We start from the raw sequence: 26803 nt of genomic DNA on the forward strand, positions 1-26803 counted from the left end.
GTCTTGATCTTGCAACCAGTTCCATAGCTGACAGCTTTGCTAATCTCTATGATGCCATACTTTTCACAAAAACTTAAGGGGCTCTGGGCAGGAAAGATGATTTCAGGGATATTTTCCTGCTTGTCTGAATACAAATACGTATAAGTGTGAGACAAGATCAAGTGGATGTAGGAGGGAGAAGGGCGGATGAGTCAGAATAAGTGGTACCAGTTGAACTCGGAGGATGTCTTGCAGTTACAGCAGGTGAATATGCAGCAAGGATTGCCCTGGGAAGAAGCTTGGAAACGTCAGGCTGAGGTAGGGCGAAACGAGCTCTCAGAGGGGCAGCGTGTATCGCCAATCACATTGCTGTTGAATCAATTTAAAGATTTCATGGTGCTGGTCCTATTGGGGGCGACTCTGATATCCGGCTTACTAGGTGAATATTTAGATGCGATTACCATTGTCGTCATTATTGTGATGAATGGGATTTTGGGCTTTACCCAAGAATTTCGAGCGGAACGTTCACTTCGTGCACTGAAAGAGCTGTCTGCGCCTAATGCAAATGTTTGGAGAGAAGGAGCCGTTCATCAAATTCCTGCTCGTGATTTGGTTCCAGGTGATATTGTCTTTCTGGAAAGCGGCGACAGAGTCCCAGCGGATGTTCGGTTTCTGGAAACGAATGGCGTTTATATCGAGGAGTCTGCTCTAACCGGGGAGTCAGTTGCCGTAAGTAAAATAACTGCTCCTATCCCACACGAGGAAGTACCGCTTGGTGATCAGCGCAACTTGGGCTTCATGGGCACGATGGTTTCTCGTGGCACAGCAAAGGCGGTTGTCGTTCGGATCGGGATGAGCACGGAGATGGGTAAAATCGCGGATCTGATTCAAAATACAGAATCCATGGAAACACCGCTGCAGCACCGGTTGGAGCAGTTAGGTAAAATTTTAATTATCGTTGCCATTGCGTTGACAATTCTTGTTGTTGTAGCAGGTATTATGCATGGACAACCACCGTATGCAATGTTCTTGGCAGGTGTCAGCTTAGCCGTTGCTGCTATCCCAGAAGGGCTCCCAGCGATTGTAACGATCGCACTAGCTCTCGGCGTACAACGGATGATTAAACGGAAAGCGATTGTTAGAAAGCTGCCTTCGGTTGAGACATTAGGGTGTGCATCCGTCATATGCTCAGATAAAACAGGAACACTGACGCAGAACAAAATGACGGTGACCCATTTGTGGGTTGGCGGTGATGTACTTGAGGTAACGGGGGATGGCTATGCGCCGGTTGGCAATATTCTTCTAAGCGGCCAACATACAGACGTGCATAAGCATCCATCTCTTACAAAGCTGCTCCATGTGTCAGCTCTGTGTAACAACGCAACGTTAATTGAAGAAAAACAAGAAGCGAAGAGAAAGAAAGGCAAAGACGGCACAGAGGGACCTGCCTCAATTTGGAATATTAAAGGGGATCCAACAGAAGGAGCTTTAGTTGTTCTTAGTGCCAAGAGTGGAATTACGCAAGATTCGCTGAGTGAAAAATATAAAAGGATCGCCGAGTTCCCCTTCGACTCGGAGCGTAAAAGGATGTCTGTACTGGTGTCCTCTGAGAATGGCCGCATGGCTTGTACGAAAGGGGCGCCAGATGTATTGCTGCAGCATTGCAGTTACATTTTGTGGGATGGTAAAGTCATTCCATTCACCTCAACTCTGAAACAAAAGGTGATCTCAGCGAATGAAGGTATGGCCAAATCGGCGCTTCGTGTGTTGGGAATTGCGTATAAAGAACTTAAAGTTAGCGATCGGTATGATGACTATGAGGATGTTGAAAATGGGTTGGTCTTTGTAGGTTTAACGGGTATGATCGATCCTCCGCGCAAAGAAGTGCGTGAAGCGATTTCCAAATGTCGTAAAGCTGGCATCAAGACCGTTATGATCACAGGGGATCACCAAACGACAGCAGAAGCGATTGCGAAGCAGCTTGGCATGATTCCACCCAATGGCGTCAGCATGAGCGGTCAGCAGATCGGACAGTTCTCCGATGATGAACTCGATGCCAAAGTCAATGATACTTACGTCTATGCAAGGGTATCCCCTGAGCATAAGCTGCGTATTGTGAAATCGTTGCAACGCAATGGACACGTTGTTGCGATGACGGGTGATGGTGTCAACGATGCGCCAGCGATTAAGGCGGCTGATATCGGGATTGCCATGGGGATTACGGGAACCGATGTATCCAAAGAGGCATCTTCTTTAATTCTTAGTGATGATAATTTCTCGACGATCGTTGCGGCGATTGAAGAGGGGCGCAGTATTTATGAAAATATCCGTAAGTTCATTCGCTACCTGCTTGCGTCTAACGTTGGCGAGATTATGACGATGTTTATCGCCATGATGGCGGGACTTCCGCTTCCGCTCGTGCCTATTCAGATTTTATGGGTGAATTTGGTGACAGATGGTCTGCCAGCTATGGCACTTGGTGTCGATCAGGCCGAGAAAGACTTGATGCAGCATAAGCCGCGTTCGGCGAAGGAAAGTATTTTTGCTAGACGATTAGGTTGGAAAATTATTTCACGCGGTATGCTCATCGGGGTGTGTACATTGGGTGCCTTCTGGCTCATTTTACGCGTGAATCCTTCAGATGCGGAGACGTTATTGAAAGCACAAAGTGTCGCGTTTGCGACCTTGGTTATGGCCCAGCTCATCCATGTATTCGATTGTCGCAGTTCACGTTCGATTTTCCACCGGAATCCTTTGCAAAATAAGTACTTAGTTCTGGCTGTTTTGTCATCGCTGATTCTGATGCTCGGAGTTATGTATGTAGAAGCCCTTCAACCGATCTTCAAAACTGTACCGCTCGGCTGGAAGGACTGGATTCTCGTTCTCATTGCTGCTGGTATTCCAACCTTCTTAATGGGACTCGGCAGCGTCTTGTCGCCAAAACGCACCAAAGGATCAAGAGGTTCAAGCGCCTCCGTGTATAATAAATCGTCCAAACCTAGCTTTAGATAAGGGACGTGGAAAGAGCTGCCGGAGGCGGCTTTTTCTTTGTCTTTTTGCCGGCAAGCAAGATATGGCGATTTGGAGACTATGACGTACTGCGGGGGCGTAGGGCTATGCATATTGAGGATTTTACGCTATGATAATGGCTAAACCGCACATAGGGGTGCTTGACATGAATTTTACGAAAATGCACGGACTCGGCAATGATTTTATCGTCGTAGCCAGTGAGAAAGAGCTTCCTGCCGGGGCTGATCAGCTGGCAATTCAGCTGTGCAATCGATTTTTTAGTATTGGTGCCGACGGTGTTGTCTTTATTCTTCCTTCAGAGAAGGCTGATTTTCAAATGCGCATTATCAACTCGGATGGATCTGAGGCCGAGCAATGCGGCAATGCAATCCGCTGTGTTTCCAAATATGTGTACGATCATAAGCTGATCGATGCCACAGAAATTACCATTGAAACCATTGGTGCTGGTGTACAGAAGGTGCAAGTTAACGTGCAAGACGGTAAAGTTGTGACCGCTCGTGTGGATATGGGAGCGCCCATTTTGCAAGGACTTCAGGTGCCAACAACGGTTGATGCCAACGAGGTGATCGATTATCCGATTGAGGTAGATGGCAGAACGTTTCGTTTTACAGCAGTTTCCATGGGGAACCCGCATTGTGTCATTTATGTAGAGGATGCTGTGAATTTTGACCTCGCCACGTGGGGGCCTAAGCTTGAAGCGCATCCTATGTTTCCCCGTAAAATAAATGTCGAATTCGCAACCGTTCGCGACCGCGCTTATACGGACATGCGGGTTTGGGAGCGAGGCGCTGGCCCGACGCTTGCGTGCGGAACTGGTGCTTGCGCTACGCTAGTCTCCTCTGTACTTAATGGTTTATCCGATCGTGAAGCGACCGTTTCACTCAAAGGTGGAGATTTGTTCATCGAGTGGCTGGAAGAGGATAATCACGTGTATATGACGGGACCAGCGGAAGAAGTGTTTACAGGCAAACTATAAGAATATATATATTGTATACGATAAGTCGGGTAGATAGGGGAAATGATGCATGAAATTGGATCTTCGTGCAGCGCTGCAGCGGGAAATTTTGACCGGTGACGGCGCTATGGGGACATACTTATATCAGATGGGATTTCCTGTCGGCATTTCTTATGAAGAATTGAATTTGCTTAGACCAGAAACGGTCGCTGACGTGCACCGCCGTTATTACGAGGCAGGTGCTCGTCTTATTGAAACGAATACGTTTTCGGCGAATCGGGAGAAGCTGTCGAAGTACGGTCTGGAAGGCGACGTTGAAGCCATTAATCGTGCGGGTGTAGAGCTGGCTCGGAAAGTCGTTGGCGACGACGCGTATGTTGTAGGTGCAATTGGCTCCATTCGTGCTGGTAAGCGTAAAAATGTACGAACATCCGATGTGGAAGAGTCGCTTCGGGAACAAATCAGTGTCTTGTTAGACTCACCTGTGGACGGGTTGCTGCTTGAAACCTTCTATGATTTGGAAGAGCTTCAACTTGCTTTGCGCATTATTCGTAGTATGAGCCAGCTTCCAGTGATTTGCCAATTCGCCAATGAAGGCACGGGCAGCACGCAAGACGGTGTTCCGCTGCAAGAAGCGTTCCTGCGACTGCGTGATGAAGGCGCTGATGTGATCGGCTTTAACTGCCGCGTCGGCCCGAACGGAATTCTGCGTTCGATGGAGAAAATCGCGCCGATTCCTGGCATCCCGTTCTCGGCGTTTCCGAACGCGGGGTTGCCCGACTACGTAGACGGGCACTATACGTATGCGGCGACGCCTCAGTACTTCGCTGAAAGTGCGCTGCGCTTTGCAGATCTTGGCGCGCGCATCATCGGCGGTTGCTGCGGTACGACGCCGGAGCATATCGCCGCTGTAGCGAAGGCGCTGCAGGGCTACGTGCCTGCTGCGCCAGGCGCTGCCCCTGCGGAGGCCGCCGTGATCGTGGTCGAGCCCGCACCGGCGAAGCCTGCGCCGCCAGCGGGCATTCCTTCGCTGCTGGACATCGTGAAGCAGCGCAAAACCGTCATTGTCGAGTTGGATCCACCGAAGGATCTCGACATCGAGAAGTTCATGCAGGGGTCGAAGGCCCTGCAGGAGGCTCATGTCGACGCCATTACGATGGCTGACAATTCCCTTGCAGTGACGCGCATGAGCAACCTTGCCCTCGGCTACCTCGTGCAGGAGCGTTTGGGCGCGCGTCCGCTCATTCACATCGCGTGTCGTGACCGCAACATGATCGGGACGCAGTCCCATCTTATGGGCTTGCACGCGCTGGGGATAGACCACGTGCTGGCCGTGACCGGTGATCCCGCCAAGTTTGGCGATCTGCCGGGGTCCAGCTCCGTGTACGATCTCACCTCATTTGAAATTATTCGGATGATTAAACAACTCAACGAAGGCATCGCCTTCTCCGGTAAACCCTTGAAGCAGAAGGCTAATTTCGTTGTAGGTGCAGCATTCAATCCGAATGTTAAGCATTTAGATAAAGCCGTTCAGCGTTTGGAGCGCAAAATCGAGGCTGGTGCGGATTATATCATGACGCAGCCTGTGTACGATGCCAAGCTGATTGAACAGATTTATGAAGCTACTAAGCATTTGCAAATTCCTATTTTCATAGGGATCGCCCCGCTGGCTAGCGGTGGTAATGCCGAATACCTGCACAATGAGGTTCCCGGCATTCGCTTGTCGGATGAAGTGAGGGCGCGGATGGATGGATTGAAAGGTCCAGAAGGCCGTGCAATGGGTGTTGAAATTGCCAAGGAATTGCTGGATACCGCGATGCAATACTTTAATGGGATCTATCTGATGACCCCCTTCCTGGCATATGAAATGTGCGTAGATCTGACTAATTATGTGTGGGAAAAGTCGAAAAGGCATGATTTCCACTTGTACCCACTTTCAAAATGAATTAAAATAGAATAATGGATGTGATTAGAATGATTTGCAGTATGACCGGGTTCGGACAAGCGAATCGTTCTTTTGCGGGATACAACGTGTTTATCGATGTGAAATCGGTCAATCATAGGTATAGTGAAGTGTCGATACGTTTGCCTAAGGAATGGGCGGCTTTCGAAGACGCTTTGAAGAAAACGGTATTGCAAGCTGTGAAGCGAGGACGTGTAGATGTCTTTATCACGGCAGAACGTGAAGCGGCTTCCCCGAAGAACGTAACGGTTAATTTTGCTATGGCAGATGCTTATCTGGAAGCAGCTCAGCAGTTGAAGCAGCGGTATGGGATCGCGGGTCAGGTTGAGCTCAAAGATTTATTGCGACTTCCTGAGCTGATTCAAATGAAAGATGTTCGTCAAGAGCCTGACGACGAGATTGAACAGGAGCTATGCGCCTGTTTACAGGAGGCTGTCGTTCAGTTAACCGCGATGAGACGCCGCGAAGGGGAATTCTTGGAGCAGGATATTCGTGAACGGTTAACCGAGATGAAGCGAATGCATATCGAGTTGGAAGCGCTGGCTCCTCAAGTTGTTCAGGAGTACGCGGCGAAGATGACGATTCGTATCCAATCCCTTGTGTTGGATGGGATTCCTGTGGATGAGCAGCGATTAGCGACTGAAATTGCTCTATTCGCAGATCGTTCCAATGTGGATGAAGAATTGACTCGTTTGAAGAGTCATTTTGGGCAATGTGAGGCATTGCTTTCAGACAAAGAGCCTGTTGGCCGAAAGTTGGATTTCTTGATTCAAGAAATGAATCGGGAAGTGAACACGATCGGATCCAAGTCGAATCATTCCGAGCCTACGGCGAGAGTGATTGCGATGAAAGCAGAGCTTGAGAAAATGCGGGAACAAATACAGAATATCGAGTGAAGCTTGCATGTGCTTCGCGAGGAGGAAGTCCTAGATGGCTATCAAATTAATCAATATCGGGTTCGGCAACATCGTATCGGCGAACCGCATTATCTCGATCGTGAGTCCAGAATCGGCTCCGATCAAGAGAATCATTCAAGAAGCGCGTGATCGTCACATGCTGATTGACGCTACATATGGTAGAAGAACCCGTGCCGTTATTATCACAGACAGCGATCATGTGATCTTGTCGGCAGTACAACCAGAGACGGTAGCGCATAGACTTTCGAATAAGGACGATGATCATGACGAGTAATACGAACACTCTTGAGCGTGAGAGAGGTATTCTGATTGTTTTATCCGGTCCGTCTGGTGTCGGCAAAGGCACGGTTTGTGCGGCACTGCGCAAGGTTGCTCCAGATATTGTCTATTCGGTATCAGCAACAACGCGTTCTCCAAGACAAGGTGAAGTAGACGGCGTTAATTATTTTTTCAAAACGCGTGAGCAGTTTCAGCATTTGATTGAAACGGATGAAGTGCTGGAATGGGCTGAATACGTGGGCAACTTCTATGGCACACCAAGACGTTTCGTAGAGGAGACTCTACGTTCAGGCCATGATGTGATCTTAGAGATTGAGGTTCAAGGTGCACTGCAGGTCAAACAAAAGTTTGACGAAGGTGTATTTATTTTCTTACTGCCGCCATCTCTAGATGAACTTGAGAATCGTATTGTTACACGTGGCACGGAAACGGATGAAGTCATTCGCAGCCGCATGTCAGTGGCCATCGATGAAATTCGTTTGATGGAGCACTATGATTATGCGATCGTGAATGATCATGTAGATACCGCATGCGCGAAAATACAAGCGATTCTAGCGGCTGAGCATTGCAGAAAAGATCGTATGTTTCCAAAAATCGTACAATGGATGGATGAGGTGAATTGAATGTTATACCCTTCAATTGATAAACTGCTTGATATCGTGGACAGCAAGTACTCTCTGGTTGTTGCAGCGTCCAAAAGAGCTAGATCCCTGCGTGATGGTGCAAAATCCGATTTGAAAGGCCAGAAGGCCCATAAACATGTTGGTGTTGCGTTAGAAGAACTATACGGTAATTACATCGGTTATGAGAAAATCAACACAAACGAGAGCGAGAAATATTCGAAGAAATAAACTGCCTTACCCAACAACCCTCGTGGTTGTTATTTTTTTCTCATTTGGCATTTCGAAAGGGGATTCCCATGGGTGTATTGCAAGGCAAAACGATTGTGCTCGGTGTCTGTGGCGGCATTGCGGCTTATAAAGCTGCAGCGTTAACGAGTAAATTAACACAAGCTGGGGCTGTTGTGCGGGTGATTATGACACGCTCCGCGGTGCAATTCGTTGCGCCGTTAACGTTTCAAACCTTGTCGCGGCATCATGTTTTTGTCGATACGTTCGATGAGAAGGATCCGGCAGTCGTTTCACATATTAATTTGGCAGACAGCGCGGATCTCGTGTTGATTGCCCCGGCCACGGCGAATACAATTGGCAAGCTGGCATTAGGGCTTGGCGATGACATGCTAAGCACGACACTGCTTGCAACCATGGCACCGATCTGGGTGGCGCCTGCGATGAACGTGCATATGTACGCGAATCCAGCTGTGCAGACCAATATGGAGACGTTGCGCCGCCGCGGCGTACGTTTCATTGAACCTGGTGAAGGGCAACTAGCCTGTGGGTATGTGGGCAAGGGGCGTCTTGCTGAGCCGGAGGAAATTTTTGCCGCGGTTGAGCGGCATTTTCAAGGGGAGGCAGGGCGCTTAACGGGGAAGCGTGTCCTAGTGACGGCAGGAGGCACCGTGGAGCGCATGGATCCAGTTCGTTATTTGACCAATGACTCGTCAGGCAAAATGGGCTATGCCATCGCGGAAGAAGCTGTACGGATGGGTGCGAAGGTAACGTTGGTCTCAGGACCATCGGCCCTAACCGTGCCTGAAGGTGTTCAGCTTGTTCCTGTGCAGTCTGCGCTAGACATGCGCGAAGCGGTCTTAACTAGGCTCGGGGAAAGCCAACTCATTATTAAGGCTGCGGCAGTGGCCGATTATCGGCCTGTTGTTGTGGCCGAGCAGAAAATCAAGAAAAAATCCGACTCGCTAACGCTGGAGCTGATCAAAAATCCGGATATTTTACAGGAAATAGGCACGCTGAAAACAGCGGATCAGTTCGTTATAGGGTTTGCAGCAGAAACCGAGCGCTTAGACGAGCATGCGATGGACAAGCTGAAGCGCAAAAATTGTGATCTCATCGTGGGGAACGATGTGTCACAAGAGGGTGCGGGCTTTGGCGGGGATACGAACGTCGTTCGATTCTATGATCATAATGGGCTTATACAAGCTCTACCGATACAAAGCAAATGTGACGTTGCACGCAAGCTGCTTGAGCTTGCTGCAGAACGAATGGCTGCCACGGCGGGGGAATCCTGATGTACGCCAAAGTCATTGTCGATGTCCCAGCCAAGCAAACCAATCGGGCGTTCGACTATGAAGTGCCGGCATCTCTGAGCAAGTGGGTCGAGGTCGGCAGCCGAGTAGGGGTGCCTTTTGGACCTCGTGTTCTGCAAGGCTTTGTGGTTGAACTGCAAGAAGAAACCCAAGTCGATGCGAAGCGGATCAAACCGATTCAAAATGTGTTGGATTTGGTGCCCCCTTTAACAAGTGAGCTTGTGAGTCTAGGGCGCTGGATCGCCCACATGTACTTGTGCCACGAGGTGACAGCCTTGCAAGCGATGCTGCCTGCGGCACTCAAAGCGAAATATGAGCGTGTAATTATCGTCGGTGATGAGTCGGAAGAGCAATCATTCCTGGATATGCCGGATATTCAGGCCATTATTAGCTTTGTGAAGAGTAAGGAATCGGTTTCCATGGATGTGTTGTTGGAGCGTTTCTCCAAGGAAGGCGCTTTGATTAAAGAGTTATTGTCTACGGGAAGGCTCTCGGAAGTGCAGTTGGTCAAAGACCGGATGAACACCAAAAAGGCGTTAACGGTATTTCCGCCTGCAGGAGGTCATGGCTTGGAAGAGGCGCTGGCCGAGCTTCCTGCCAGAGCGAACAAACAGAAAGACGTGCTGCGCTATTTGATCGAGCATCCGCATGCCATTCGATTGACCGAGCTGATGGAAACGATCGAGGTCGGAGCGAGCACGGTCAAAAGCTTGGCGGATCGCGGCTGGATCGAGCTGCGCGAGGTCGAAGTGATGCGCGACCCGTATATGGGGCGTGCTTTTGCCCGGACGAAGCCGCTTACCTTGACGGAAGAGCAGAGCGGCGTGTTTGCCCCTATTCGCGATGCGGTGGCTGAAGATCGCCATGAAGTGTTTCTGCTGCATGGGGTGACGGGAAGCGGCAAGACGGAGGTATACTTACAATCCATCCAGCAATGCTTGGATTTGGATAAAGAAGCCATTGTTCTTGTACCGGAGATTTCGCTGACACCGCAAATGGTGGAGCGGTTCAAAGGGCGATTCGGCGACCTTGTTGCAGTTCTTCATAGCCGATTGTCCAATGGCGAGCGATACGATGAATGGCGTAAAATTACGCGCAAGCAAGTGAAGGTCGTGATTGGCGCTCGTTCGGCGATTTTTGCCCCTTTTACGAACATTGGCTTGATCATTATAGATGAAGAGCATGAATCCTCGTATAAACAAGAAGAGAGTCCGAAATATCATACCCGTGATGTGGCTGTTCAAAGGGCGAAGCAGCAAGCTGCCGTTGTTGTACTGGGTTCCGCTACGCCATCTCTAGAGAGTATGGAGAAAACGAGACGCAGGAGAGATCGACCCAAGCCTCCGTTCACGTTGCTGACGATGAAGGAACGCGTTGCAAGCAGACCGATGCCGCCAGTGACGATTGTGGATATGCGTGAGGAGCTCAAAACCGGCAATCGGTCGATGTTTAGCAGATCCTTGTATAAAGCTATCGAAGAACGGTTACAAAAGAAGGAACAGACGGTTTTACTTCTTAATCGGCGGGGCTACGCGACGTTCGTGATGTGCCGTACGTGCGGTTTCGTTTCACAGTGTCCGCATTGCGACATTTCACTGACGTATCATCAAAGCTCGCGCATGCTTCGCTGTCATTATTGCGGCTATGCGGAGCGTGAGGTCACCGAGTGTCCGAGCTGTCAGTCGGAGCATATTCGGCATTTTGGGACTGGGACGCAGCGGGTCGAGGAAGAGCTTAGTAAGATTTTTCCGGGTATAAGGGTCATTCGCATGGATGTAGATACAACCACTGAAAAGGGTTCTCATGAAAAATGGCTAACGATGTTTCGCGAGAAGCAGGCGGACGTGTTACTTGGCACACAAATGGTGGCGAAAGGGCTTGATTTTCCCGATGTTACCCTAGTTGGGGTGATCGCGGCGGATACTGTGCTGAATATACCTGATTTCCGGTCTGCAGAACGGACGTTTCAGCTGTTAACCCAAGTTGCTGGCCGGGCAGGACGGCACGAGAAGCAAGGGGAAGTATTCGTGCAGACGTACACGCCTGAGCATTACAGTGTGCAATATGCGAGTCATCATGATTATGTGGCTTTTGCGAACCATGAGATGGATATTCGTGCTAATTTAGGATATCCGCCGTATCAAAGATTGATTTTAATTACGTTCTCACACGAACAAGTACCGCTCTTGGTGCGGATGGCGGAAGCCTTTGTTACACGGTTGAAAGAGATCGCCCTCCCTTACACGAGACAACAGGTAGATTTATTTTCGGAAGCAGTACCGATGGATTCATCCTTTCATTTTGACGTGTTAGGACCTGTTGCATCGCCAATTTCCCGAATCAAAGATAGATATCGATTCCAATGCGTGGTAAAATATCGGGGGGAAGATTTAGCTGCAGAGATCGTTGGGAAGACAGTAGCTTGGTTTGAGGAACGCTCAGCCAAAGAAAAGCTGCTAATAAGCGTGGATGTTGACCCGCAATATTTGATGTAATAACCCCTAATCGAGACGACTTAAAGGTAGGTGCACATTCATGGCTATTCGTATTATTGTTAAAGATCCAGATCCTGTGCTGCGCGAGAAAGCAATCACAGTTACAAAATTTAATTCCAATCTGCATAAATTGCTTGATGATATGGCAGATACGATGTATGAAGCGGAAGGCGTTGGTCTTGCTGCTCCTCAAATCGGTATTCTGAAGCGTGTAATTGTTATGGATTGCGGTGAAGAGCACGGCGGTTTGATCGAAATGATAAATCCAGAGATCGTTACTTCCAGTGGTGAGCAAATGGGGCCTGAAGGCTGTTTGAGTATTCCTGGTCTTCGTGGTGATGTCCTTCGTGCGCTGAACGTAACGGCCAAAGGACAAGATCGTGACGGGAATCCAATTGAAGTGACAGGCACTGAGCTTTTGGCTCGCTGTATTTTCCACGAGATTGACCACTTGAACGGGGTATTGTTTACAGACCTTGCAGTTAAAACCTATACAGCCGATGAAGAGGAAGAAGAAGAGTGAACATAATTTTCATGGGCACACCGGATTTTGCAGTTCCCTCCTTGCGTTTGCTCTTGGAGGAAGGCTACAACGTGACAACGGTAGTCACACAGCCGGATCGGCCGAAGGGACGCAAACGCGTCCTAACGCCGACGCCAGTGAAGGTAGAGGCGGAGAAGCATGGCATTCCGGTGCTTCAACCAGTGAAGCTGCGTGAAACAGATTCCGTTGAGCAGATCCGCCAGCTAGCGCCAGATTTAATCGTAACAGCGGCTTATGGTCAAATTTTACCGAAATCGGTGTTAGATTTGCCTAAGTATGGCTGCATTAATATTCACGCATCGCTGCTTCCGAAATATCGGGGGGGAGCGCCGATTCATCATGCTGTCATGCGTGGTGAGGCCGAAACGGGCGTTACCATCATGTATATGGCAGTTGGACTTGATACGGGAGATATGATCTCGCGTGTTGAACTTCCAATTGAAGATACGGATACGACGGGGATGTTGTTTGACAAGCTGAGCATTGCTGGGGCTGATTTGCTGAAGCGGACGCTGCCCGAACTATTGGCTGGCCGGATTGAAGCTGTTCCTCAGAATGAGGCTGATGCGATCTATTCGCCCAATATTCGTAGAGAAGATGAACTTTTAGACTGGTCGCGTTCTGCTACTGAGTTGTGGAATCATATTAGAGGGCTAAACCCATTTCCTGGCGCATATACGTTCTGGAATGGGGAAGTGTTGAAGGTATGGGCGAGTCTGAAGCCGCAGACCACGGAAACCAGCGGTCATACTGGAGTTCCAGGGACCGTTCTTCGTTGTAATGAACAGGGGATTGAAGTGATAACGGGAGCCGGAACGCTGTGGCTAACGGAGATTCAACCTGCTGGCAAAAAGGCGATGCCTGTATCTGAGTTTATTCGCGGGGTACAAATTCCGGCGGGTACGGTACTAGGGAACGGGTAACGAGATTAGCTTGAAGGTGCTATAGTTCGATTTTACCTGCTTATTTCCGACTTTGAGAGGAGATTAGCGGCAATAGTTCGATATCGCCCACCTACAGTGGACTGAACCAGCTGTCGCCTCGATAAAAAGCCATATAGTTCGGTAAAATCGAATTATTGTACATTCTTGGGCCGACTTGGCTCATTTAAGAAGGATTTTTGAGACTAATGTTAATCAATTAACAATGCCACGAAAAAAATGAGGTATTTGATTTTGTCTACGACTAAACCCAATCGTCCGCAACATGGACATACGAATTCGCAGAGATCAGGTAAGCCCTCTGCGCCAAAATCATCCTCGGGCGCTGCGAAAAGCAGCGCTGTTAAGCGTTCTGCCCGTGATGCGGCACTCGATGTGCTTATTCGAGTTGAAGAGAATCAGTCATATAGCAATCTACTGCTGAATCAAGTGCTGCAAAAGCATGCGCTGGAGCGGGCTGATGCTGGTCTTGCTACCGAGCTTGTGTATGGCACGATCGGGCGTCAGAATACGATCGACTTCTTCTTAGAGCGCTTCGTCAGCAAAGGGCTAGCGAAGCTGGAACCCTGGGTGAGGTGCTTGCTGCGGCTGAGCTTCTATCAGCTGCATTATTTGGATCGCATCCCTGATCATGCGGTCGTGAGCGAAGCGGTCAATATCGCGAAGCGCCGAGGCCACCAAGGCATCTCGGGCATGGTCAATGGCGTGCTGCGCGCGATCATCCGCAGCAAGGACGAGCTCACGCTGCCGGCTGCGCTCGGCGACGTGAAGCGCATCGCGCTGAGCCATTCCCATCCGGAATGGCTCGTGCGCCGGTGGATCCGTCAGCTCGGACCTGAGCTGACGGAACAGATCTGTGCGGCGAACAACGAGCCGCCGCACGTGAGCATTCGCGCGAACGCGAGGCGGCGCAGCCGCTTGGAGCTGCTGGAGCAGCTCCAAGCTAGCGGCCTCAGCGCGGAAGCGTCAGAGCTAGCCCCGGCCGGCATCCTTGTGCAGGGGGCCGGGAACATGGCGTTAGTCCCCGGCTTCCAGCAAGGGGACTTCTCGATTCAAGACGAGAGCTCGATGCTCGTCGCCGAAGCTCTTGATCCGCGTCCAGGCATGAAGGTGCTGGACTGCTGCGCCGCCCCCGGCGGCAAGACCGCTCACATCGCGGAGAAGATGGACGATGTGGGTCAGATTTGGGCTTGTGATCTGCATGAGCACAAGCAGAAGCTGATCGCAGATCAAGCGGAGCGTCTGGGACTATCGTCGATTCAGACGCTCGTGATGGATGCTGCGAAGCTGGACGAGCATTTTGCGGAGGAGTCCTTCGATCGTATCCTGCTTGATGCGCCTTGCTCAGGTCTTGGCGTGATTCGCCGCAAGCCTGATCTCAAGTGGGCGAAGCAGGAGGCTGAGATCGAAGCGATCAGCGAAACGCAATATGCGATTCTGAGTCGTGTACACCGACTGCTCAAGCCAGGCGGTGTGCTGGTGTACAGCACCTGTACGATCGAACAAGTGGAGAATGAGGGCATGGTCGCGCGGTTCCTTTCGGAACACAGTGAATTTGAGCTAGCTCCGCTGCCGGCGGAGGTTTTCACGAGGATTGAACCGGAAGCAGCGACAACGGGCATGGTGCAAATCCTCCCGCAGCAGTTCCACTCGGACGGTTTTTTTATCGCTCGGCTGCGTAAACGTGACGTGTAACGGACAGGGACGTGTGTTCGTTCCTGCTTTGTGTTAAAATAATTTACAAATAGACGAAATAACAACAGGTTGTGATAAAAGTGGGTATAAAGCCGTATTTGAAAGAGAAACCATTTGTATATGATTTGAATTGGGATGAGTGGCAAAGCTGGGTAAAAGAAAACGGAGAGTCCGCGTTCCGTGCCGGTCAAATTTTTGACTGGTTATATATTAAACGCGTTTTCAGCTTCGACGAGATGTCGAATTTGCCGAAAACACTTCGTGACAAGCTGAAGGATCAGTTTGAATTCGTTACCCTGTCCGAGATTACGAAATATCAATCCCAGGACGGCACGGTCAAGTTCTTGTTCGAGCTTGAAGATAAGAACGCTATTGAAACTGTCGTAATGAAGCATAATTACGGCAACAGTATTTGCGTGACGACCCAAGTCGGCTGCCGAGTTGGCTGTACGTTCTGTGCGTCCACCTTGGGCGGTCTGAAGCGGGATCTAAGACCTGGCGAGATTGTCGCACAGGTTGTGAAAGCGCAGAAACTGCTTGATGAGACGGGAGAGCGTATCTCTTCGATCGTGATCATGGGGATTGGTGAGCCTTTCGAAAATTATGAAGCGACCATGAATTTCCTGCGTGTCATGATCCACCCGAAAGGCTTGAACATCGGGCAGCGTCACATCACCGTTTCTACAAGCGGGATCGTACCGAACATTTATAAATTCGCTGATGAGAATTTGCAAGTGAATTTGGCCATTTCGATTCATGCACCGAATGATGCGCTCAGGTCGAAGTTGATGCCAGTTAACCGCAGATTCCCTTTCGTGGACTTAATCGAAGCTTGCAAGTATTACATCGCGAAAACAGGTAGACGGATTACGTTTGAATACGCCCTTATGGGTGAAGTGAATGACCAGCCTGAGCATGCGGAAGAGCTGGCGCTTGTCTTGAAAGATATGCCGCTCAGCCATGTGAATCTGATTCCTGTCAACTTTGTTGCTGAACGTGATTTCAAACGTACACCCAGAGATGATATTTTTACCTTCCAACGTATTCTGGAGAAGGGCAAAATTAATGCCACCATACGCCGTGAACAAGGCAGTGATATTGCAGCTGCCTGTGGACAACTGCGAGCGAAGCATATGGAGAGCAGTAAATGAGGTGAGAGCCGGATGAAGATGGTAAGTCGTACCGATATAGGTAAAGTCCGTCAAGTCAATGAGGACCGTGCCGCTATCCACCATCAGCTCAATGGTCTATCTTTGGCTATTGTTGCGGATGGGATGGGAGGGCATCAGGCTGGTGACATCGCCAGTCAAATGGCCATTGACACGATTGGAGCGCAATTGCAATCCATCCATTGGGGAATGTCGGTGGAGGCCTGTAAGCAATTACTGAGGGAAGCGATTGAGAAGGCGAATGAGGAGATTTATGCTTTTGCGTCGGATCAAGAAAAGTACCACGGGATGGGAACGACGGTCGTTGCCATTATTGCTTCACAGGAGCTTCTAATTATCGGACATATCGGGGATAGCCGTGCGTATAAGCTGACAGGGGAATCCATCCAACAATTGACGGAGGATCATTCCTTAGTTTACGAGCTTGTTAAGAATGGGCAGCTGACGATGGAAGAAGCTGATCATCATCCAAGACGTAATTGGATTACACGCGCATTAGGCACAGAGCCTAGTGTGGAAGTGGATCTCTATGAGTACACGTGGCGTCCAGACGATGTTATTCTCATTTGTTCGGATGGTTTGAGCGGATTGGTCGACGATGCTGATATTTTGCGTATTGTTCGTGCGAGCGAGCGATTGGAAGATGCGGCAGAGGCGTTAATCCAGAGTGCGCTTCGCGAAGGCGGAGATGATAATGTAACGGTCCTTTTATTTGCACATGATCAGGATTCGGACGAAAAAAGGGGTGATGGGAATTGATCGGTAGAAAGCTTGGAGGCCGCTATGAGATATTAGAACGCATTGGCGGAGGCGGCATGGCTTTGGTCTACAAAGGGCATGATTTGCTTTTGAATCGCAAAGTGGCTGTTAAAGTGCTGCGTCAGCAGTATGTGCACGATGAAGAATTCATTCGTCGTTTCCGCAGAGAAGCTCAAGCAGCCGCTTCCCTATCTCACCCTAATGTTGTCAGTATTTATGACGTGGGGCAAGAAGAAGATGTCCATTACATCGTGATGGAGTATATCGAAGGCAAGACGCTGAACGATTTAATTAAGGAAAAGGCACCGCTTCAGGTGGAAGATGCTGTTCATTTTGCGAGTCAAATTGCAGATGCACTTGATCACGCTCATCATAACGAGATTATTCATCGCGATATTAAGCCGCACAATATTCTAATCGGCAAAAACGGCCGTGTGAAGGTGACCGATTTCGGTATCGCTAGAGCCGCGACGTCATCCACGATTACGCAAACCGGATCCGTCGTCGGTTCAGTTCATTATTTCTCGCCTGAGCATGCGAAAGGCACGAATACGGGGGAGAAATCGGACTTGTATTCGCTCGGTATCGTGATGTATCAGATGCTGACGGGTCGACTTCCTTTTCTGGGGGAAAGTCCAATTTCTGTCGCTCTAAAGCATTTGCAGGAGGATGTGGAAGAGCCGCGTAAGGTGAATCCGCTGATTCCCCAGAGCGTGGAGAACATTATTCTCAAGGCGATGCGCAAAAAGCCGGAAGAGCGTTATCAATCTGCGAAGCTGATGATGGCGGATCTCGATACATGCTTAGCTCCGGATCGCCGGAATGAAGCCAAGATTGCTTTCTGGGACGCCTATGGCATGGATGAAGAGCGCACGCTAGTGATGCCAGCCATTCGTGCTGATCAGCTTGCTCAATTCGATGAGGATGATGATGAACAACCAGACAAGCCAGCTTGGCGGGACGAGCCTGCTCCTTCCAAAGGTAAAGGCTGGGTTAAGCCGTTGATTTGGATTGCTGTTTTATTAATTGTGCTGGGTGCTATGTGGTACTTGGTTGGCTATGTGAAAGGGATGTTCGCCATTGAGACCGTTGAGGTCCCGAATGTGGTGAATAAGACGCTGACACAAGCCCAAGCGGAGTTGACGGTCGCTAGATTAGGTTCTACGGTTGAATATGACGCAGAGAGCAAGCTGCCCAAAGATACGGTCATTCGTCAAGATCCTAGCGGGATGAGACTGAATGTTGGCACCAAGGTAACACTTTACGTGAGTAAAGGCATACCCAAAATCAAAATGGACAATTTCGCGGGGCAGCCTCTTAAGGACGTCAGATTAAGGTTGAAAGCTCTCGGGATCAAGGATGAGCAAATTACAATTACCCAAGAGACATCTGAGAATGCACCTGATATGATTTTGCAGCAATCGCCGCTCGCAGGGGAAGAGTTCGAATTGGAGAAGGCAGCCATTGCCTTTACGGTGAGTAAAGCGAAGGAAACGTTCAAAATGCCGGATCTGGTTGGCTTGACGGAAGCAGAAGCGAAGGCTCAAATCACCAAGTCGGGATTGAAACTCGCTGTCAATGGTATTACACGTGAGAAGAGCTACAAGGTCGCTAAAGGGCGAGTTATTGCACAATTTCCTTACGAAAAAAATGCCGATGTCTCCGCAGGATCTGAAATTTCGTCGTTAGTTATAAGTGATGGATTGCCAGAGGATGCTGGACAACTCACGGTTAGCGTACCTGTGAAGCCTACAGCAGAAGGCAAGGATTCAGTGTTCAAAATTATTGTGAGCGACGCCCAATATGAGAACTTCGAATACTTGACGGAAAAAGTCTCGAAGCCGCAAAATTTGGATGTCAAAGTCATTGTTTCACCGGACAAAAAAGCCGTAATCTTGATCAAAGAAGGAGACAGCTTGGTTAACTCAATCACACGTACCTATCAAGATTATTTGGATCAAAAAAATGGGAAGACCGTATCTCCGAGTCCTTCCCCAACTCCGAAGCAGCAAAATACCGGTCCTGCTATACCTGTTGGTGGTAATGGCCAAGGACAAACCGGTGGAACAGCTACGAAAGCACCTGTTGGAGGAGCTAATTAATGCCGCAAGGACTCATTGTCAAGGCGCTTAGCGGTTATTATTATGTGTTGCCTGAAGGAGTTGCACTTCTGGAGGGCAATACGGTGACCTGTCGTGGAAGAGGCGTGTTTAAAAATAGAAATATTACGCCTCTTGTTGGAGATCGTGTTGTGTACGAAGCCACGGAGAACGGGGAGGGAACCGTTACGGAAATCCTTCCTCGCTCTTCGGAGCTTATTCGTCCGCCGATTGCGAATGTGAACGTGGTCGTGCTCGTATTTTCGGTTACGGAGCCTGTTCTGAATACGCAGCTGCTGGATAAGTTTCTAGTTCATATCGAGAATACGGGCATTGATGTGCTGTTATGCTTCACCAAAAGCGATTTGTTGACGGACACTGATGAGGATGCTTCTCATGCCAAAGAAATGACAGCATCGGAATTTGAACGGATAACGAAGCTCTATGAGGGAATCGGTTATCCCTTCGTTACAACGAGTTCCAGACTAGAAGAGGGTGTAGAAGCGATTCTAGGGCATCTGGATGGCAAAGTTAGTGTGTTTGCTGGGCAATCCGGTGTTGGCAAGTCCTCTTTATTGAATAAAATGATTAGCGGTCTTGATCTGGAGACGAATGCGATTTCTCAAAGATTAGGAAGAGGAAAGCATACTACACGTCATGTGGAACTGCTGCCGCTTGCTAATGGCGGTCTTGTTGCCGATACGCCGGGCTTCAGCCAACTGGACTTTATGGAGGTCGATGCGGAAGGGCTTAGCAGCTGCTTCAGAGAGTTCGCGGCTGTTGCTGAGGGCTGTCGTTTCAGAGGCTGCTTACATCTGCACGAACCGGACTGCAAAGTACGGGATGGTGTAGCTACTGGTACGATCGCAGCTTCTCGTTATGATCATTACTTGTTATTTTTAACTGAAATCAAGGAGCGGAAGCGGAGGTATTAGGCGTAATGGTATATGTAGCACCTTCTATTTTATCTGCCGATTTTGCCAAGCTTGGCGATGAGATTAAGGCAGTGGAGCAGGGCGGAGCGGACTGGATTCATGTCGACGTTATGGATGGCCATTTTGTGCCCAATATTACAATTGGTCCCCTTGTTGTTGACGCGATTCGTCCAGTCACCAAGCTTCCGCTGGATGTTCATTTGATGATTGAAAAGCCAGACCGTTATATTCCTGATTTTGTGAAGGCAGGTGCGGATCTGATTTCTGTGCATGTAGAAGCCTGTACGCATCTGCACCGGACGCTCGACCTTATTAAACAAAGCGGTATTAAGGCTGGCGTTGTGTTGAATCCTGCTACACCGATTTCGCTTATTGAGCATGTGCTTGATGAGCACTTGGATCTCGTGCTGATTATGACGGTGAATCCAGGCTTTGGTGGGCAGGCATTCATCCCTGGAATGCTGAGTAAAATTCGCGCGCTGCGTGAGCAAGCGAATGCGAAGGGGCTTACGGGTCTTCATATTGAAGTAGACGGCGGTATCAATGAGGTAACAGCTCGTCAGGTCATAGAGGCGGGGGCTGATGTCTTGGTAGCCGGCAATGCCGTATTCGGGCAGCAGGACCGTGCTGAGGCCATTAGGCGAATACGCGGCTAAAAGGGGACTAAGGACAATGAGATTTCTCTGGCTACTGATGTACAGCCTGCTTTGCGCGGTATTATTGACGTGCTTTTCAACGATTCACGATTTCGTGAAGTACATATTCTCACTTGGTGCCCTCTATGTAGGGATGCGGTTCTTCCGCCGATTTGAACAAATTGGTTTCCGCATATGGTTTATCGTCATTTCGGTCATCTTCTATTTCATTTTCAGTTTAATTGTTGCGCTGTACACACAGGCTGGCATAACTGCTCCATAGCCGCATACATATAGTTACAAGAGTGATGCGCTCTTGTAGCTTTTTTTGCTTTCTGGAAGCAACTGAATTGTGGGAGGAAGTAAAAATAGATGTCACTTTTTCTCCGCTCTGGGCATACACTGTTGTAATGATGTTAAGGAGCTGTCATGCACGTTGTGAAGCGTTTGCTCAAGAAGTCAGGGAGCCGGCGATGTCCGTTTTCTGACGAAAACTCTAAGGAGGGGTAGAGAATGAAATTCTACACAATCAAACTGCCGAGATTTTTGGGAGGATTCGTAAAAGCCGTACTTAATACGTTTAGTAAAAACTAAGGTTCGCCCATACTTACGTCATTCTCCCCAGGAATGCAAAAAAAGCACCGATTAAGGTGCTTTTTGTCATTCACATAAGTAAGTTAAGTATCCGCAGCTACGAATTAAACGCGAGCCACTTTTCCGGATTTCAACGCACGAGTACTTACGTAAACCCGTTTCGGTTTACCATCAACAAGGATGCGAACCTTTTGAACGTTAACTCCCCAAGTACGCTTGTTTTTATTGTTAGCGTGGGACACGTGATTTCCTGAACTAGGACTTTTACCTGTAATGAAACATTTGCGGGACATGTTTGACACCTCCTTCGGCAGTATACAAAGAAGCCTGGGTGGCAAGCCTAAGCTTGACATGACAGTATTCCTCAAATTAATTCTTGTGATACGTATTGCATCCAGCAAAAACACACTTAAACATAATAGCATAGCAAAAGGAGTCGAGTCAACGAATTAGCTGCATTTTTGCCGTTTATTTATGAAGTATGTTATAGTACAATGAAGATTAGTCTTGCTAAAGCGAAACTTGAAGGAGTTGTTACATAATGCCGATTGAACTCACAACCGAGTATGGAAAAGTGTATATTACCAATGAAGTGATTTCAACTCTGGCCGGATCTGCTGCATTAGATTGCTATGGACTTGTGGGCATGGCAACAAGAAAGCAATTGAAGGATGGTATAGCTGAGCTGCTAGGTCGAGATAATTTAAGCCGCGGTGTAGAAGTTCGTAGAGAGAACGGGCGACTTGAAATTGATCTTTATATTATTGTCAGCTATGGAACCAAAATATCCGTAGTGGCAGGGAATGTCCAAACGAAAGTCAAATATATTTTAAATGACGTTGTAGGGCTGCAGGTGGACGATGTGAACATCTTTGTTCAAGGCGTTCGAGTAGCCAAATAATAGCCCGAAATCAGGAAGGGGAATCACTTTGAGTAAGCGCTTTATTTCAATAAATGGAAATGACTTCACTGCCATGGTCTTGGCGGGTGCGGATAACCTTCGCAGGAATGTAGATAAGGTTAATGGATTGAACGTTTTCCCTGTACCCGACGGAGATACTGGCACCAACATGAATTTAACACTCACGGCAGGTTGTGAGGAACTGAAGAAGAAGCCATCTTCTCATATTGGGAAAGCAGCTGATGCATTGTCCAAAGGGCTACTGATGGGTGCAAGAGGCAATTCTGGTGTGATTTTATCGCAATTGTTCCGCGGGTTCGCGAAGCATGTGCATGATTTGGAAAAAGTGAATGGTCAGCAATTCGCGGCTGCTTTGCAGCAAGGTGTCGAAACGGCCTATAAGGCTGTTGTGAAACCAGTGGAGGGCACCATTTTGACGGTATCCAAGGAAGCCGCTAAGTATGCCATGCAATATCGCCGAAGCAGCGATTTGTTGGATCTGATGAACGAGGTTCTGGGCAGAGCGAAGGAAGCACTAGCTAAGACCCCGGATCAACTTGCCATTCTTAAACAGGTAGGCGTTGTTGACGCAGGGGGCCAAGGTCTTGTATGCGTTTATGAAGGCTTTGTTGCGGCGTTAAGCGGTGGATTGGTACAAGTGGATGAGGATTTTGCTACGATGGATACGAATCTTTCGGGTGAGGTTTCGCTTCTTCCTGGTATGAATTTGGCGAAAGAAATGCACGCACATCTACCTGCACAAGCCCATTTAGCTACAGAAGATATCGAGTACGGCTACTGTACGGAATTCATGCTGACGATTGCTCCTGGTAAGGTCAAAGGCTTCACATTCGATGAAGGTACGTTCCGTGATCAACTTAGCAAGCTAGGAGATTCGCTCCTTGTTGTTGCTGATGAAGAACTCGTGAAAGTGCATATTCATGCGGAATACCCAGGTGAGGTTATGAATCAAGCGATGAATTACGGCGCACTGAGCCGTATCAAAATCGAAAATATGCGTGATCAGCATTCACATATTTTAGAAGATGCGACGCATGGGTACGAGGCTCCTGCAGTCATTCCTACCGCTACAGCTGTTGCTGCTCCTAATAAGCCATATGGGTTCGTTGCTGTTGCACTTGGGGACGGGATTACAGATATTTTATCCAGTGTAGGCGTAGATGTCGTGCTATCAGGCGGACAAACGATGAACCCAAGTACAGAGGATATCGTGAATGCTGTGAACAGCATTGACGCAGACACGATTTATGTGCTTCCGAATAACTCGAACATTATTTTGGCCGCGCAGCAAGCGGTTGATCTGGTTGATAATAAAACACTTATCGTCATCCCATCGAAATCCATTCCGCAGGGACTTGCAGCCATTCTGGCTTTCCAAGAGAAGGCGGATGCACGGACGAATACGGACGCGATGAATGAATCGCTTCGACGTGTAAAATCCGGTCAAGTCACGTATGCCGTACGTGATACGAACATGGATGGTATGGATATTAAACAGGGTCATTTCATCGGCATCCAAGATGGCCGCATTGTCTCTTCCCAGCCAAGTCTGATGGACGCTTGCAAGAAGCTGCTGGAGGAAATGATCGACGAAGGCAGTGAAATTGTGACGATTCTGACGGGTGAAGATGCGACAGAAGAAGGCATGGAAGAGCTGGAAACTTTTATTCAGACAATGTATCCAGATATGGAAATCGAGCTTCATCCTGGTGGACAACCCTTGTATGCGTACCTATTCTCGGTTGAATAAGAGAGTAAGAGTAGGTATTGCAAATTCGTGATTGGAGTGAGCACTGTGACAAACATTCGTATTGTAACGGATAGCACGGCCGATATTCCATTGGCTGTCAGAGAAGCGTTGAACATCGAAATGGTGCCGCTCAAAATTAATTTTGGCGAAGAACAGTATCTGGATACGGTGACGCTTCAGTCGGAGGATTTCTATCGGAAGCTGACGTCATCCACACACTTCCCAACAACGTCAACACCGTCACCTGGTGAGTTTCTGACGGTATATCAAAGCTTACTGGAGGAGCCCGATACGGAGGTCATCTCCATTCACTTGTCTTCCGTGTTGAGTGGAACGTACAGGACGGCTGAGCTGGCTTCTACGCTGCTAGAGGGCGATCAGCTCGGTAGGGTTCACCTTGTTGATTCCTGTTCTGCTTCTTATGGGATTGGGGCACTCGTTGTGGCTGCTGCGGAGGCTGCTCGAGCTGGTAAAAGTGTAGATGAAATCGTAGCTCTTGTTCAGACGATGAGAGCGAACTTTTATATTTATTTCCTTGTCGATACGCTGGAGTTCCTGCAAAAAGGCGGTAGGATTGGCAAAGCGTCGGCCCTCCTCGGTTCCTTATTAAACATTAAGCCTATTCTAACTTTGGATAGTGCGGGTGAAGTGACCGTTGTTGATAAGGTTCGCGGTAACAAAAAAGCGATTGCACGCATTCTTGAACTGTTAGCGGCGGATGTGTCTGACAAGACGGTACGCACGCTGCACATTGCTCATGCTAATAATTTGGAAGGCGCGGAGCAGCTGCGGGAGGCCATCGTGCAGCGGTTTGCCGTGGAGCACGTGGATTACATTACTCTGGGTCCTGTTATTGGCGCACATGCGGGACCAGGTACCATCGCAGCCTTCGTGAGTACGGTGTAAGAGATGGATTTAAATCAATGCGAAGTACGTGAAGTCCATGGAGTTGGCGCTCAAAAAGCACTTGAGCTAAACGCCATGGGCGTTTTTACGGTTATGGATTTACTGGAGTATGTTCCGTTCCGATATGAGGATTATACCGTTCGCGATCTAGCCAGCGTTAAGGATGGGGACCGTGTCACCGTGAAAGGCTATATCATCGGGGAGCCGGTCCTGCAGCGCTACAGCGGTAAATCTCGCTTATCCTGCAAGGTGATGGTCGATGATTTCTTGTTAACGGCGGTGTGGTTTAACCGCCATTTCCTGAAGGATCGCTTGCGGCCCCAGCAGGAGATTATCCTCACTGGCAAATGGGACGCCAAGCGGCGCCAAATGAGTGTGTCCGATTCGGAGTTTCCCGGACAAGGGGATTCGAATACCGGTACGATTCAGCCGGTGTATTCGGTTGCGGGCTCGATTACGCAGAAGTGGATGCGTAAGATCATTGGGCAGGCGCTGACGCAGTACAGCGCATTGATCAGTGAAGTGCTGCCTGCGGGCATTACCGGCAGGTACGGGTTTATGCCGCGCAGCAAGGCGCTGGCTGTCATCCACACGCCGAGCGGCGTGGAGGAGGGCAAGCAGGCGCGCAGGCGCATGGTGTATGAGGAGCTGTTCCTATTCCAGCTCAAGCTCCAGGCTTACCGGGCTGTGACGCGCAGCCGCACGGACGGGTTGAAGCAGCAGGTCGATCTACCTGCTGTCCGCGCCTTCGTGCGCGCGCTCCCCTTCCAGCTGACGGAGTCGCAGAAGAAGGTCGTCGGCGAGCTCCTGCACGACATGCAGGAGCCCTACGCGATGAACCGACTGCTGCAGGGCGATGTCGGTGCGGGGAAGACGATCGTCGCGGCTATCGGGCTGTACGCGACGGTGAAGGCAGGCTACCAAGGCGCGCTGATGGTGCCGACGGAGATTCTCGCTGAGCAGCATAACCGCTCGCTCAGCAGTTTGTTTGAGCCTTATGGGCTGCAGGTCGCTTTGCTGACCGGAAGCTCCACAGAGCGCCAGCGGCGGGATCTGCTGGCCTCTTTACAGATGGGCTTGATCCACGTGCTGGTCGGGACGCATGCGCTGATTCAAGAGGATGTATATTTCCGCCAGTTGGGTCTGGTTGTAACGGATGAGCAGCATCGCTTTGGGGTGAACCAACGCAGCATCCTGCGGCGCAAAGGGATGAATCCAGACGTGCTGACGATGACGGCGACGCCGATCCCGCGTACGCTGGCCATTACAGCGTTCGGCGACATGGACGTTTCAACGTTGCGTGAGCTGCCGAAGGGGCGCAAGCCGATCAAGACGTACGCGGTTCAGCATGCGATGCTGGAGCGCGTGCTCGGCTTCATCCAGCGCGAGGTGGCCGCAGGACGTCAGGCGTATATCATTTGTCCGCTCATCGAGGAGTCGGACAAGCTGGACGTGCAGAATGCGATCGACGTCCACATTCAGCTGCAGCAGCATTTTCCGCAGATGCGGATCGGCTTGCTGCATGGTCGTATGAGCGCGCAGGAGAAGGAAGCGATCATGCGTGCTTTTAAGGAAGGCACCGTGGAGGCGCTCGTGTCGACCACGGTGATTGAGGTAGGCGTGGACGTGCCGAACGCCACGCTGATGGTGATCTACGATGCCGACCGCTTCGGCCTGTCGCAGCTGCACCAGCTGCGCGGCCGGGTCGGGCGGGGCGAGCACCAGTCCTTCTGTGTGCTCATCGCCGACCCGAAGACGGAGGTCGGCAAGGAGCGCATGAAGGCGATGACGGAGACTACCGACGGCTTCGAGATTGCCCGGCGCGACCTGGAGCTGCGCGGGCCAGGGGATTTCTTCGGCACGAAGCAGAGCGGGCTGCCGGAGTTCCGCATCGCCGATATGATGGCGGATTTCGAAATCATGGAGCAAGCGCGAGATGATGCGGCTGAACTTGTAGGCGACTCGGCCTTCTGGACGGGTGCTTCTTTCATGCCGCTGAGGGCTTATTTGGAGCGGGCTCATATTTTTGACAGCGAAGTGCTAGATTAGTAGATAGCATATAAGACAGGTTGACC

24 protein-coding genes are annotated in these 26803 nt (G+C 49.7%); 23 read left to right on the forward strand and 1 reads right to left on the reverse strand.

Features of this window, described 5'->3' with window-relative positions; translation table 11 throughout:
* Positions 1 to 186: 186 nt before the first annotated feature.
* From AC58QC_RS09845 to spoVM, 19 genes are all read left to right on the forward strand, one after another.
* Positions 187 to 2991 carry a calcium-translocating P-type ATPase, SERCA-type gene (locus tag AC58QC_RS09845; protein ID WP_497414987.1) on the forward strand — a complete coding sequence of 935 codons (2805 nt, stop codon included), beginning with the start codon at positions 187 to 189 and terminating at the stop codon, positions 2989 to 2991.
* Between the two features lie 163 nt (positions 2992 to 3154).
* Complete coding sequence (gene dapF / locus AC58QC_RS09850) at positions 3155 to 3985, forward strand: diaminopimelate epimerase (RefSeq protein ID WP_497414988.1); 831 nt, start codon at positions 3155 to 3157, stop codon at positions 3983 to 3985.
* 49 nt (positions 3986 to 4034) lie between these two features.
* The gene (locus tag AC58QC_RS09855) at positions 4035 to 5909 is read left to right on the forward strand and encodes a bifunctional homocysteine S-methyltransferase/methylenetetrahydrofolate reductase (protein ID WP_497414989.1); all 1875 of its coding nucleotides are present in this window, start codon (positions 4035 to 4037) and stop codon (positions 5907 to 5909) included.
* 29 nt (positions 5910 to 5938) lie between these two features.
* Positions 5939 to 6823: a YicC/YloC family endoribonuclease gene (locus AC58QC_RS09860; RefSeq protein ID WP_497414990.1), complete on the forward strand. Its 885-nt coding sequence runs from the start codon at positions 5939 to 5941 to the stop codon at positions 6821 to 6823.
* Positions 6824 to 6857: 34 nt separating this feature from the next.
* Complete coding sequence (gene remA, locus AC58QC_RS09865; protein WP_009672664.1) at positions 6858 to 7118, forward strand: extracellular matrix/biofilm regulator RemA; 261 nt, start codon at positions 6858 to 6860, stop codon at positions 7116 to 7118.
* The gene (gene gmk, locus AC58QC_RS09870; RefSeq protein WP_497414991.1) at positions 7108 to 7746 is read left to right on the forward strand and encodes a guanylate kinase; all 639 of its coding nucleotides are present in this window, start codon (positions 7108 to 7110) and stop codon (positions 7744 to 7746) included. Before remA ends, gmk begins: the two co-directional genes overlap by 11 nt.
* Positions 7747 to 7974, forward strand: coding sequence for a DNA-directed RNA polymerase subunit omega (rpoZ, locus tag AC58QC_RS09875; protein ID WP_497414992.1), 228 nt, complete (start codon positions 7747 to 7749; stop codon positions 7972 to 7974). It abuts the gene before it with no gap.
* Positions 7975 to 8042: 68 nt separating this feature from the next.
* On the forward strand, positions 8043 to 9266 hold the full coding sequence (gene coaBC / locus AC58QC_RS09880; protein ID WP_497414993.1) for a bifunctional phosphopantothenoylcysteine decarboxylase/phosphopantothenate--cysteine ligase CoaBC: 1224 nt from the start codon (positions 8043 to 8045) through the stop codon (positions 9264 to 9266).
* Complete coding sequence (gene priA, locus AC58QC_RS09885) at positions 9266 to 11779, forward strand: primosomal protein N' (protein ID WP_497414994.1); 2514 nt, start codon at positions 9266 to 9268, stop codon at positions 11777 to 11779. The genes coaBC and priA overlap by 1 nt, the downstream gene beginning before the upstream one ends.
* Before the next feature lie 40 nt (positions 11780 to 11819).
* The gene (gene def, locus AC58QC_RS09890) at positions 11820 to 12302 is read left to right on the forward strand and encodes a peptide deformylase (RefSeq protein ID WP_497414995.1); all 483 of its coding nucleotides are present in this window, start codon (positions 11820 to 11822) and stop codon (positions 12300 to 12302) included.
* Complete coding sequence (gene fmt / locus AC58QC_RS09895) at positions 12299 to 13246, forward strand: methionyl-tRNA formyltransferase (protein WP_497414996.1); 948 nt, start codon at positions 12299 to 12301, stop codon at positions 13244 to 13246. The genes def and fmt overlap by 4 nt, the downstream gene beginning before the upstream one ends.
* Positions 13247 to 13498: 252 nt before the next feature.
* Complete coding sequence (gene rsmB, locus AC58QC_RS09900; protein WP_497414997.1) at positions 13499 to 14959, forward strand: 16S rRNA (cytosine(967)-C(5))-methyltransferase RsmB; 1461 nt, start codon at positions 13499 to 13501, stop codon at positions 14957 to 14959.
* Between the two features lie 80 nt (positions 14960 to 15039).
* Entirely contained in the window at positions 15040 to 16110 is a 1071-nt protein-coding gene (gene rlmN, locus AC58QC_RS09905) for a dual-specificity RNA methyltransferase RlmN (protein WP_171635546.1), read from the forward strand.
* A gap of 12 nt (positions 16111 to 16122) precedes the next feature.
* Positions 16123 to 16887 (forward strand): Stp1/IreP family PP2C-type Ser/Thr phosphatase, encoded by a 765-nt coding sequence (locus tag AC58QC_RS09910; RefSeq protein ID WP_497414998.1) that lies wholly within the window; start codon positions 16123 to 16125, stop codon positions 16885 to 16887.
* On the forward strand, positions 16884 to 18989 hold the full coding sequence (gene pknB, locus AC58QC_RS09915) for a Stk1 family PASTA domain-containing Ser/Thr kinase (protein WP_497414999.1): 2106 nt from the start codon (positions 16884 to 16886) through the stop codon (positions 18987 to 18989). Before AC58QC_RS09910 ends, pknB begins: the two co-directional genes overlap by 4 nt.
* Positions 18989 to 19921, forward strand: a complete 933-nt coding sequence (gene rsgA / locus AC58QC_RS09920; RefSeq protein WP_497415000.1) for a ribosome small subunit-dependent GTPase A — start codon at positions 18989 to 18991, stop codon at positions 19919 to 19921. Before pknB ends, rsgA begins: the two co-directional genes overlap by 1 nt.
* Before the next feature lie 5 nt (positions 19922 to 19926).
* Complete coding sequence (gene rpe / locus AC58QC_RS09925) at positions 19927 to 20577, forward strand: ribulose-phosphate 3-epimerase (RefSeq protein WP_497415001.1); 651 nt, start codon at positions 19927 to 19929, stop codon at positions 20575 to 20577.
* Positions 20578 to 20593: 16 nt separating this feature from the next.
* Positions 20594 to 20839 (forward strand): hypothetical protein, encoded by a 246-nt coding sequence (locus AC58QC_RS09930; RefSeq protein WP_497415002.1) that lies wholly within the window; start codon positions 20594 to 20596, stop codon positions 20837 to 20839.
* A gap of 230 nt (positions 20840 to 21069) precedes the next feature.
* Positions 21070 to 21150 (forward strand): stage V sporulation protein SpoVM, encoded by an 81-nt coding sequence (gene spoVM / locus AC58QC_RS09935; protein ID WP_036634233.1) that lies wholly within the window; start codon positions 21070 to 21072, stop codon positions 21148 to 21150.
* A gap of 104 nt (positions 21151 to 21254) precedes the next feature.
* Here the strand turns inward: spoVM and rpmB are convergent, their stop codons facing one another.
* Positions 21255 to 21443, reverse strand: coding sequence for a 50S ribosomal protein L28 (gene rpmB, locus AC58QC_RS09940; protein WP_029197753.1), 189 nt, complete (start codon positions 21441 to 21443; stop codon positions 21255 to 21257).
* Between the two features lie 248 nt (positions 21444 to 21691).
* On the opposite strand from rpmB, the gene AC58QC_RS09945 reads away from it, so the two are divergent.
* Genes AC58QC_RS09945 through recG form a run of 4 tightly spaced genes read left to right on the forward strand, consistent with a single transcriptional unit; the run spans position 21692 to position 26777 of the window.
* Positions 21692 to 22051: an Asp23/Gls24 family envelope stress response protein gene (locus AC58QC_RS09945; RefSeq protein ID WP_310499088.1), complete on the forward strand. Its 360-nt coding sequence runs from the start codon at positions 21692 to 21694 to the stop codon at positions 22049 to 22051.
* Between the two features lie 28 nt (positions 22052 to 22079).
* Positions 22080 to 23822 (forward strand): DAK2 domain-containing protein, encoded by a 1743-nt coding sequence (locus tag AC58QC_RS09950; protein WP_497415003.1) that lies wholly within the window; start codon positions 22080 to 22082, stop codon positions 23820 to 23822.
* Between the two features lie 45 nt (positions 23823 to 23867).
* On the forward strand, positions 23868 to 24728 hold the full coding sequence (locus AC58QC_RS09955) for a DegV family protein (RefSeq protein WP_497415004.1): 861 nt from the start codon (positions 23868 to 23870) through the stop codon (positions 24726 to 24728).
* Positions 24729 to 24731: 3 nt separating this feature from the next.
* Positions 24732 to 26777 (forward strand): ATP-dependent DNA helicase RecG, encoded by a 2046-nt coding sequence (recG, locus tag AC58QC_RS09960; protein ID WP_497415005.1) that lies wholly within the window; start codon positions 24732 to 24734, stop codon positions 26775 to 26777.
* Positions 26778 to 26803: the final 26 nt, after the last annotated feature.

It is taken from the genome of Paenibacillus sp. J22P51 (genome assembly GCF_059692215.1).